This window comes from Rathayibacter sp. AY1E2, from assembly GCF_002932325.1.
Classification (GTDB): domain Bacteria; phylum Actinomycetota; class Actinomycetes; order Actinomycetales; family Microbacteriaceae; genus Rathayibacter.
On record NZ_PSVO01000006.1, the window covers coordinates 147,545 to 157,515 of the forward strand.

Below are 9,971 nucleotides of genomic sequence, written 5' to 3' on the forward strand. Positions count from 1 at the left end.
CCCCGGGATCCGCCTACTGGTAGGTAACGAGGTCGGGGAGGGGGCGGACCTCGGCCATGGTCTCGGCGGGGGTGAGCATGGGCGCGTCCTCGTCGTAGAAGTTCTTCCAGCCCCAGCCGATGCCCTCGGGGGCGCCCTCGTGCAGCGCGTCCCAGGTCGCCTGCTTGTCGGGCTGCGAGCCCTGGCCGTCGACGTGGATGAGGAACTCCAGCTCGGGCCGGTCGCGGCGGATGCTGTCGCGGTCCTGCAGCATCGACAGCCGGAACTGGTGCAGCACGAACATCTTCGGCGGCAGCCCCTCGCTCTGCACCAGGTCGGCCAGCCACTCCGACACGCTGTCGACCTCGGCGGCCGAGACGCGCCCGATCTGCTCCAGCGGCTTCTGGCCGGGCAGCAGGCGCCACTCCGGGTCGAGCGCGAGGCCGACGTTGGGCAGCGTCAGCAGGTCGGCGTACTGCTTGGCCTGGGTGAGGAAGTCGGTCAGCCCCGACTGCAGGTCGAGCACCACGTACATCCCGGCCTCCTGCGCCGCGTCGATGTAGGGGCGGATGTCGGCGGCGTCGAGCTCGTTGGAGTAGTCGCCGTCCTTGCCGGGGTCGCCCGCCGCGACCGTGGTGATGATCTCGAGGCTCGGCACGACCTGCTTGTCGGTGAGCGCCCGGTACGGCTCGGCCACCGCCTCCGCCCGCGCGATCGTGGGCTCGAGGCCCTGCTCCCCCAGCACGCCGAGGACGGGAGCGCCCGGAGTGCCGTAGATCGCGACGAAGAGGTGCCCGCCGAACATCCGCTGGCCGCCGCCCGGCAGCTGCCAGCCGCTCGCGGCCGCGCGCACGGCCCACTCGGGCTCGGGCTGGGCGGCGAGCACGGGGCCGAGCAGCAGCGTGCAGGAGGCGTCGGCCTCGGCGATCGCGGTCACGGCTCCGCCCGAGGCGAGCAGGTCGTCGCCGTCGACCACGGTGACGGGCACGCCGGCCGCGCGGGCGGTCGCCAGCGCGGCGATGTCGGCGTCCTGCGCGCGGGCGAGGGCGTGCAGGCCGGTCAGGGCGTCGGCCCGGGCCGGGAGGGCGCCGAACGGAGCGTCGGAGGCGGTGGACGGCGCGGCGGCGGCGAGGTCGGCGAGCGCCAGGTCGGTCACGGTCACGCCGGACGCGCTGCTGAGGGCGGCCGCGTCGGAGGCGGAGGCGACGACGTCGACGCCCTCGGGCGCGGTGACGTCGCCGATCGCGAGCACGCGGGTCACGCCGAGGCGGGCGAACTCGGCGGCGAGGGCGTCGGAGGTCGGAGCGGTGGAGGACGGAGCGACGGACGGGGTCGCGGAGTCGGACGGCGTCGCCGAGTCCGACGGCGTCGCGGAGTCGGACGGCGTCTCGGAAGCCGTGGATCCCGCGGCCGCGGCGTCCGCGGTCGGGGCGGCCGTCGCTCCGGATCCCGCCGAGCCGACCAGCAGCGGCACGCCCCAGGCGATGCTCACCTGGGCGGCGCGCAGGCGGGACTCGGCGACGTCCTCGACCAGGACGACCAGCGGAGCCGCGGCGAACAGGGCCGCGCTCGCGGCGAGCGCATCCGCGGCGAGCGCCACCGGCCCGCTCGGAGCCGCGGTGCGGGTGCGGGGCGCCTCCTGCTGGGCGTCGTCCGGAGCGGAGGAGTCGGGCGTGCAGGCGCTGAGCAGCGGGAGCACCGCGAGACCGCCGATCACGACGCTGCGGCGCGAGAGCCCGGAGCGGGAGGGGACGGAACGGGGTGTCGAGGGCATGGCAGGCCTCTCCTCTCGGAGCCCGATCGGGGCTCTCTGGTGCGTGGCTGGTCTCCTCTCGACTATCGCAGGCTCGGCGGCGGTGAGCGCCGAGGGGGCCGTCCCGGGCGCGCCTCCGAGGCCGTCCGGACAGGCAGAAGGGGAGCGGCGCCGCAGCACCGCCCCCCTCCGAGAGGCTGGATCAGACCGTGCGGGGAGCCTTCGCGAGGTTGGCCTCGAGCTCCTCGCGGTTCTGCCGCACCACGTAGGCGGGGCGGTCGCGCTCGACCCGCCACGACTCGCTCAGCGGCGTGATCGCGACGGTGTCGAAGCCGATCCGGTCGTAGAGGTCGGTCACGAAGTGGATCGCCTCGGGGTAGTCGCTCGACGTCGCGAGAGCGCGGCGGTCGGGCGTGCCGGCCGGGGTGCCGTCGGTGGTGATGTCGGCGGCCATGATGTGGTTGAACGCCTTGACGACCTTCGACTCCGGGAGGTGCTGCTGGAGCATCTCGCTGGTCGTGGTCTCGCCCTTGTCGAGCGCCTCGATGCGGCCGTCGCGCTCGAAGTAGTAGTTGTTCGTGTCGAGGACGATCTTGCCGGCGAGCGGGGCGACCGGCACCTCCTCGAGGTTCTTCAGCGGCACCGTCACCACGGCGATCTCGGCGGCCTCGGCCGCCTCCTGAGCCGTGGCGGCGCGGGCCTTCGGGCCGAGCTCCGCGATGAGGTCGGCGAGGGTCTCGGGGCCGCGCGAGTTCGCGATGACCACCTCGTCCCCGAGGGCGATGACCACCCGTGCGACCTGGCTGCCGATGTTGCCTGCTCCGATGATTCCGTACGTCGTCATGCTGAGGAGAACGCGGAGGGCGCCCCGGCATTCCGCTCTGCGGCGTTCTCCCACGCCGCACCCAGGTGGGCCCGTGCCTCCAGTAGCCTCGGTCCTCGGGCGCCGCTGCCCGAGAAGGAGTCCGTGATGCCGCAGTACGACCTCCCGCTCGACCTCCTCGAGCAGTACGCCCCCGAGATCGCCGAGCCCGCCGGGTTCGCCGAGTTCTGGCGCGACACGATCGCCGAGGCGAGGGCCGTCGCGACCGAGCCGCGCCTCGAGCGGGTCGACGCCGGCTTCGGACTGCTCGACACCTTCGACGTCACCTACTCCGGCTTCGGCGGCCACCCGATCCGCGCGTGGCTGATCCTCCCCCGCGGCGTCGAGGGGCCCCTCCCCGGGCTCGTGACCTACATCGGCTACGGAGGCGGCCGCGGGCAGCTCGCGGAGTGGACCGCGATGTCGGCCGCCGGCTACGCGCACCTGGTCATGGACACCCGCGGCCAGGGGTCCGGGCACCGCTCCGGAGCGACGCCCGACCCGGTGGGCAGCGGGCCGCACGTCTCCGGCTTCATGACGCAGGGCATCGAGTCGCCCGGGGAGCACTTCTACCGCCGCGTCTTCACCGACGCCGTCCGAGCGCTCGACGTGCTGCGTGCGCACCCCGCGGTCGACGCCTCCCGCGTGGCCGTCTCGGGCGGCAGCCAGGGAGGCGGGATCGCCCTGGCCGTCACGGGGATCCTTGGCCTGCTCGGCGAGTCGGAGTCGGCGCGCGCGGCGATCGTCGACGTGCCGTTCCTCTCCCACATCCCGCACGCCGTGCGGCTGGTCGACACGATGCCGTACGGCGAGATCGTGCAGTACCTGCACACCCACCGCGGCGCCGAAGCGCGCGTGTTCGACACCCTCTCGTACTTCGACGGCACCTCCTTCGCCCCCTACGCGCAGTCCCCCGCGCTGTTCTCGGTGGCGCTCCGCGACGACATCTGCCCGCCGTCCACCGTCTACGCCTCCTACAACCGCTACGCCGGACCCCGCGAGATCCGCGTCTACCCCTTCAACGGCCACGAGGGCGGCGAGGCGTTCCAGATCGGCGAGCACGTGCGCTTCCTGGGGCGCGAGCTGGCGTAGGAGGAGGAGCCGCCCGGTCGGCGGACGGGGGCGGTGCGCCCCGGCGCATCACCCGTTCCGACTCTCGATCATCGCGCTGCCGATGCGGTCCTCGAGGTCGGCCAGCTCGTCGAGGACGTCGCCGACCACCCAGACCTGCCGGGCGCCCCGACGGGCGTCGCTTTGTGACGCCGTGCGTCGCGCTCGGTACCCGTTCGCGGCTCCGCTGGGCACTATCGACTCCATGACCCGCCAGATCCGCTTCAACGCCTTCGACATGAACTGCGTCGCCCATCAGTCCTCGGGCATGTGGCGCCACCCCCAGGACCAGTCCTGGCGCTACAAGGACCTCTCGTACTGGACCGACCTGGCGAAGCTGCTCGAGCGCGGCACGTTCGACGGCATCTTCATCGCCGACGTGCTCGGCACCTACGACGTCTACGGCGGCTCGAACGAGGCGGCGATCCGCCACGGCGCGCAGGTCCCCGTCAACGACCCGATCCTCCTCGTCTCGGCGATGGCCGCCGCGACCGAGCACCTCGGCTTCGGCATCACCGCGGGCACCGCCTACGAGCACCCGTACCCGTTCGCGCGGCGCATGTCGACGCTCGACCATCTGACGAAGGGCCGCGTGGGCTGGAACGTCGTCACCGGCTACCTCCCCAGCGCCGCCCGCAACATGGGCCACGAGGACCAGCTCGAGCACGACGACCGCTACGACGTCGCCGACGAGTACCTCGAGGTGCTCTACAAGCTGTGGGAGGGGTCGTGGGAGGACGACGCGGTCGTCCGCGACCGCGAGTCCGGCGTGTTCACCGACCCGGCGAAGGTGCACGAGATCGGGCACCGCGGCAAGAACTTCACCGTCCCCGGCATCCACCTCTCGGAGCCGTCGGTGCAGCGGACCCCCGTCATCTACCAGGCGGGAGCGTCACCGCGCGGCATCCGCTTCGCGGCGGGCAACGCGGAGGCGATCTTCGTCGCGTCCTCGACGAAGGCCGGCCTGAAGGCGACCGTCTCGCGCATCCGCGACGCCCTCGAGGCGGCCGGCCGCGACCGCTACTCCGCGAAGATCTACACGCTGCTGACGATCATCACCGCCGAGACCAGCGAGGCCGCGCACGAGAAGCACCGCGACTACCTCTCCTACGGGAGCGAGGAGGGGGCGCTGGTCTTCATGTCGGGCTGGATGGGCATCGACCTGTCGCAGTACGACCTCGACGAGCCGATCGGCAACGTGAAGAGCAACGCGATCCAGTCGGCCGTCGCCAACTTCCAGGAGGCGAACGAGGACGGCTCGGAGTGGAAGGTCCGCGACATCGCCAAGCTCAGCGTGATCGGCGGGCTCGGCCCGTTCGTCGTCGGCTCGCCCGCGGAGGTGGCCGACCACCTGCAGGAGTGGGTCGAGGAGACCGACGTGGACGGGTTCAACCTCGCCTACGCGATCACGCCCGGCACCTTCGAGGACGTGGTGGAGTTCATCGTGCCGGAGCTGCGCCGCCGCGGCGCGTACCCGGAGGAGTACGTCGAGGGGAGCCTCCGCCAGAAGCTGCACGGCCGCGGCGACCGACTGCCGGAGGAGCACCTCGGCGCCGGCTTCCGCTACGCGCCGGCGGCCGTCTGACGACAGGGGGCGCCGGGCGGCGGGTGGGGGCGGGGGTCTCGATACGCCGCGCCGGACGCACGAGCACCCCGCCGCGATGCGCGACGGGGTGCTCGTGACGTGCGGAGGGGCTCAGCCCTCGAAGGTGGCGTCGAGCGTGATGTCGACTCCGGTGAGCGCCTTGCTGACGGGGCAGGTCTCCTTGGCCTCGTCGGCGGCCTTGAGGAAGGCGGCCTCGTCGATGCCGGAGACCTCGCCGCTCACGACGAGCTTGATGCCGGTGAGCTTGAATCCGCCGGCCGAGTCCGGGCCGAGCGAGACGTCGGCGCGGACGTCGAGCGCCTCGACGGTGCCGCCGGCCTGGCCGAGGACGGCCGAGAACTGCATCGCGTAGCAGGCGGAGTGGGCGGCCGCGAGGAGCTCCTCGGGGCTGGTCGAGCCGTTGGCGTCGTCGGCGGCGCGCTTGGGGAACGAGACGTCGTAGGTGCCGATCTTCGAGCTCGAGAGCTCGACCTGGCCCTCGCCGGTCTCGAGCGAGCCGTTCCAGGCGGTGCGTGCGGTACGAGTGGGCATGAGTCCTCCTTGGGGGGCGGGGAGAACCGTAGAACGATCGTTCTCCCCTGATGCGCCGAGCCTAGGTGGAACGCGCGGCGTCCTGCAACCACCGGCCTCGGACCCTCGGCGAGATGCCAGTCCGGCGCGCCTCCGTCGGCGTGTCGCGTACGGGAGCGGCCTGTCGCGGAGGAGAGGACGGCCACCAGGTCAGTGCACGAGCTTCAGGCCGACGACGCAGCCGACGATCCCGAGGACCAGCAGCGTGCGCACGAGCGAGAAGCCCTCGCCGCCGAAGAACATGCCGTAGAGGACGGTCAGCGAAGCGCCGATCCCGACCCAGACCGCGTACGCGGTGCCGGTGGGCAGCTCGCGCATCGCGTAGGCGAGGCCGGCCATGCTCGCGACGACGCCGACTCCGAAGACGACCGATGGGCCGAGCCGCGTGAAGCCCTCCGACTTGCCGAGGGCGGTGGCCCACACGGCCTCGAGGACACCGGAGAGGATGAGGACGATCCAGGACATGACAACTCCTACGAGTCAGTCTTGTCGCGTTCCGGGTACTGCTCCCTCGTCCGGTCGCCGTCATCGGCTCCGGACAGTCTGCCCGTGCGCGCTGGGCAGGCCCTGGGCAGCGCGCGGCGGGGGCGGAGCCGCCGCGACCGCGACTCCGCCCGCCGCCGTCAGCGCGGCTGAGCCGGGTTCGTCGGCACTCCGTGCGAGGGCGGATTGATCGGCGGACCGGACGTCGCCGGCGAGACCGGCGATCCGGACGACGAGCGGAACACCTCGGGCAGCGACTCCGGAACGCTGCCTGCCGGCTCTGCTCCCCCGCGCAGCTGCTCGAGACGCGAGTGCAGGATCGTCGTCACCGGCAGGCGGTGCCCGTGCGCCTCCTCGTAGGCGAGCAGCGCGCCGAGGCCGGCCTCGTCGAGCGGGCGGATGCGCTCCGCGAGCGTGGCGAGCGGGATGTCGTTCCAGTCGGGGAGCGGCAGCTCCTCGCGGGAGGGTGTGTCGGTCATTCGTGCTCCTTCCGTTCCCTCCATCCCACGCCTCGGACGGCCGTCCGCCCAGGGGCTTGACCGGTCGCGGGGCGAACGGGGCTCGGCCGAGGGAGGACGGTCGGATGGTGCAGCCGGCCCATCCCCCGCCGGATCAGGCGGTGCGGCGGGACGAGCGGCGGGTCGCCAGGTGCACGAGGACTCCGACCACGAGGAGGATCCCGGCGTAGAGCCAGACGATCGGGTCCTGCTGGCTGAGGAGCAGCACGCACGAGGCGATGCCGAGCACGGGGATCACCGTCCACACGCGGAAGTGGTCGTGCTCGACCCTGTCGCGCCGCAGCACGAGCACCGAGACGTTCGTGCTGATGAACACCAGCAGGAGGAGCAGCACCACGGTCTCGGCGAGGGTCGCCAGATCGCCGACCAGGGTCAGGAGGCATGCCGCCAGCGTGGTCACCGCGATGGACACCCACGGCGTACGGCGCTTCGGCAGCACCCGGCCGAGCACGTCCGGGAGGAGGCCGTCCTTCGCCATGCCGTAGGTGACGCGGCTCGCCATGATCATGGTCAGCAGCGCTCCGTTGGCGACCGCGACGAGCGCGATCAGGCTGAACAGCCACGCCGGCACCCCGGCTCCGCTCGCCGTCACGACGTCGAGCAGCGGGGCGGAGGAGCCGGACAGCTCGTCGGCGGGCAGCGCGATCGAGCTCGCGAGGCCGACCAGGACGTACACCGCACCGGCCGTCAGCAGCGAGCCGAACAGCGCGCGCGGGTAGATGCGGCTGGGGTCGCGGATCTCCTCGGCGATGTTGGCCGAGGTCTCGAAGCCGACGAAGGAGTAGTACGCGATGATCGCCGCGCCGAGCACCGCCAGCGCCGGCGCCTGCTCGGAGCTGAGCTCGACCGTGCGGGCGAGGTCGCCGCCTCCGCCCGCCACGAGCAGCGCGACGCATCCGATCACGATCAGCAGGCCGCCGACCTCGATCACGGTCATCACCGTGTTGCTGAGCAGCGACTCCGCGACGCCCCGCGCGTTGAGGCACGCGACGAGGATCAGGAAGACGATGGCCGTCGGCACGGTCGGCACGTCGAGGAAGGTGCCGAGGTAGTCGCCGGCGAACGCGAGCGACAGACCGGCCGCGCTGGTCACTCCGGCCGCGAGCATGGCGAAGCCGACCAGGAACGAGACGATCGGGCGCTGGAACGCCCGCTGCGCGAACACCGCCGCGCCTCCCGCCTTCGGGTACTTGGTCACCAGCTCGGCGTAGGAGCCGGCGGTCAGCAGCGCGAGGCCGAGCGCGAGCAGGAGGGGCATCCAGACGGCGCCGCCGACCTCCGCCGAGAGCGTGCCCATGAGGGCGTAGATGCCCGCGCCGAGGACGTCGCCGAGGATGAAGAAGTAGAGCAGCGGGCCGGTGATGCGGCGGCGCAGGGAGGTGCCGCCGGCCTCTCCGGTCGCGGGGGCGTCGCTCGTGGTGGCCATGTCGTCCTCTCGTCGCGCGCTCGGGAGCGAGCACGACGGGCCACGCTAGGGAGGAGGGGGCCGGGAGATCGAGAAGGTTGACCGGGCGGGGTCGAGGGCGCTACACGCGCGGGACGGGGCGTCTGCGGAGCGGGCGCCTGCGGGCCGGGCGCGTTCCGCGGGCCGGCGGCGTTCCCCGATCGGGCACCGCATGCCGCGCCCCGCGCCGGCCGTCAGCCGAGGACGACGTGCTCCCCGCCGCGCTGCTCGGCGATCTCCTCGCCGACCTCCTCCGCCTCCTGGCGCGACTCGTGGTGGCTCAGCGGGACCCGGGCGTGGGCGATGCGGTTGTGCCAGCCCTGCTCGTCGGAGTAGGTCTCGATGGGGAGGACGGTCGTGGTGCTCATGGTGCTCCTTCGTGGTGGTCCCTCCATGGCACCTCGCGCCCCCCGCCGCTCGGGAGAGGGTTGACGCGAGCCCGTGTCTCGAGCAGGACGGAGGCGTCTCGGCGGTCCAGCAGCGAGCGCCGGCGGCGCGGCGGGTCAGGGCGAGACCATGCCGCCGTTCACGTTGAGGGTCTCGCCGACGACGAAGCTCGACTCGGCGGATGCGAGGAACACGTAGGCCGGGGCCTGCTCGGCGGGCTGGGCGGCACGGCCCATCGGCGACTCGCTGGAGCCGAAATCGGGCAGGCTCTCGGGGTCGACGCCGCCGCTCACCTGCAGGGCGGTCCACGTCGGGCCGGGCGCCACGACGTTCACGCGGATGCCCTTCGCGGCGAGCTGCTGCGCGAGGCCCTTCGAGAGGTTGTTGATCGCGCCCTTCGTCATCGCGTAGTCGAGTCGGTCGGGGGCGGGCTTGTGCGCCTCCGCCGACGCCGTGTTGATGATGGTGGCGCCCGCGGGCAGGTGCGGGAGGGCCGCGCGGATGATCCGGAACGGAGCGAAGACGTTGACCGCGAAGGTCGCCTCGAACTGCTCGTCGGTGATGTCGAGCAGGTCCTCCTTCCAGATCTGCTTCCCGGCCACGTTGACCACCGCGTCGAGCCCGCCGAGGCCCTCGACCGCCTCCGCCACGAGCCGCGTGCAGTACTCGGCACTCGTGAGATCGCCGGGGATCGGCACGGCGGTGCGCCCCTCCGCGCGGATCAGCCCGATCACGTGCTGCGCGTCCTCCTCCTCGCTCGGGAGGTAGGCGAGGGCGACGTCGGCCCCCTCGCGGGCGAAGGCGATGGCCACGGCGGCGCCGATCCCGGAGTCGGCTCCCGTGATGAGCGCGCGGCGGCCCGCGAGCCGGCCGGTGCCGCGGTAGCTCTCCTCGCCGAGGTCCGGCACCGGGGTCATCCGCGACTGCAGCCCGGGCTCGGGCTGCTGCTGGACCGGCGGAGTCACGTCCGGGTACCGGGTGGCGGGGTTCGTGAACGTGTACTGGTCGGGCATGGCTCCTCCGTCCGCGGCACCCGGATCGGGCCGCTCCCCTCCATCCCAGGCGAGCCGCGCCTCCGGGGCCACCCCGTGCACGGGCGGGCGGCGCTGTGGTAGCCGGCGCCGCGCCTGCTCGGAGGACCGGCACGGCGACCCGGACGTGCCGGTGCCCCCCCTCCGCGGATGAACACCGGACGACAGTGGGCTCCCCCGCGCGCCGACGCCGCGCGGGCGTGCGAGGCTTGATGGTCGTCCCCCTCC

Annotated in this window: 11 protein-coding genes and 1 riboswitch; of the genes, 2 read left to right on the forward strand and 9 right to left on the reverse strand. The window is 73.0% G+C overall.

All coding sequences use genetic code 11. The annotated features are described in order from the left end of the window. Positions 1-13: 13 nt before the first annotated feature. Together C5C49_RS07290 and C5C49_RS07295 are read right to left on the reverse strand one after the other, a co-directional pair. Positions 14-1,753: a hypothetical protein gene (locus C5C49_RS07290; RefSeq protein WP_104345796.1), complete on the reverse strand. Its 1,740-nt coding sequence runs from the start codon at positions 1,751-1,753 to the stop codon at positions 14-16. Between the two features lie 181 nt (positions 1,754-1,934). Beyond that, positions 1,935-2,576: an NADPH-dependent F420 reductase gene (locus C5C49_RS07295; protein WP_104345797.1), complete on the reverse strand. Its 642-nt coding sequence runs from the start codon at positions 2,574-2,576 to the stop codon at positions 1,935-1,937. 126 nt (positions 2,577-2,702) lie between these two features. On the opposite strand from C5C49_RS07295, the gene C5C49_RS07300 reads away from it, so the two are divergent. Then, positions 2,703-3,686 (forward strand): acetylxylan esterase, encoded by a 984-nt coding sequence (locus C5C49_RS07300; RefSeq protein WP_104257718.1) that lies wholly within the window; start codon positions 2,703-2,705, stop codon positions 3,684-3,686. Positions 3,687-3,734: 48 nt separating this feature from the next. On the opposite strand, the gene C5C49_RS16940 is transcribed toward C5C49_RS07300, so the two are convergent. After that, positions 3,735-3,899 carry a hypothetical protein gene (locus C5C49_RS16940; protein ID WP_181133644.1) on the reverse strand — a complete coding sequence of 55 codons (165 nt, stop codon included), beginning with the start codon at positions 3,897-3,899 and terminating at the stop codon, positions 3,735-3,737. A 10-nt stretch (positions 3,900-3,909) separates the two neighbouring features. Between C5C49_RS16940 and C5C49_RS07305 the strand changes: the two genes are divergently transcribed. Beyond that, on the forward strand, positions 3,910-5,289 hold the full coding sequence (locus C5C49_RS07305; protein ID WP_104247810.1) for an LLM class flavin-dependent oxidoreductase: 1,380 nt from the start codon (positions 3,910-3,912) through the stop codon (positions 5,287-5,289). A gap of 111 nt (positions 5,290-5,400) precedes the next feature. Here the strand turns inward: C5C49_RS07305 and C5C49_RS07310 are convergent, their stop codons facing one another. The 6 genes from C5C49_RS07310 to C5C49_RS07335 all read right to left on the reverse strand — a co-directional run bounded on the left by C5C49_RS07310 (position 5,401) and on the right by C5C49_RS07335 (position 9,725). After that, on the reverse strand, positions 5,401-5,841 hold the full coding sequence (locus tag C5C49_RS07310; RefSeq protein ID WP_104247811.1) for an OsmC family peroxiredoxin: 441 nt from the start codon (positions 5,839-5,841) through the stop codon (positions 5,401-5,403). Positions 5,842-6,030: 189 nt separating this feature from the next. Beyond that, positions 6,031-6,345, reverse strand: coding sequence for a multidrug efflux SMR transporter (locus C5C49_RS07315; RefSeq protein WP_104222377.1), 315 nt, complete (start codon positions 6,343-6,345; stop codon positions 6,031-6,033). 9 nt (positions 6,346-6,354) lie between these two features. Next, a riboswitch (guanidine-III (ykkC-III) riboswitch) is annotated at positions 6,355-6,418 on the reverse strand. 85 nt (positions 6,419-6,503) lie between these two features. Continuing rightward, entirely contained in the window at positions 6,504-6,842 is a 339-nt protein-coding gene (locus tag C5C49_RS07320) for a hypothetical protein (RefSeq protein WP_104345798.1), read from the reverse strand. A 133-nt stretch (positions 6,843-6,975) separates the two neighbouring features. Continuing rightward, positions 6,976-8,307 carry an APC family permease gene (locus tag C5C49_RS07325; RefSeq protein ID WP_104345799.1) on the reverse strand — a complete coding sequence of 444 codons (1,332 nt, stop codon included), beginning with the start codon at positions 8,305-8,307 and terminating at the stop codon, positions 6,976-6,978. A 212-nt stretch (positions 8,308-8,519) separates the two neighbouring features. Next, the gene (locus C5C49_RS07330; RefSeq protein ID WP_159940661.1) at positions 8,520-8,693 is read right to left on the reverse strand and encodes a DUF2188 domain-containing protein; all 174 of its coding nucleotides are present in this window, start codon (positions 8,691-8,693) and stop codon (positions 8,520-8,522) included. Between the two features lie 135 nt (positions 8,694-8,828). Continuing rightward, the gene (locus tag C5C49_RS07335) at positions 8,829-9,725 is read right to left on the reverse strand and encodes an SDR family oxidoreductase (RefSeq protein WP_104345800.1); all 897 of its coding nucleotides are present in this window, start codon (positions 9,723-9,725) and stop codon (positions 8,829-8,831) included. Positions 9,726-9,971 lie beyond the last annotated feature (246 nt).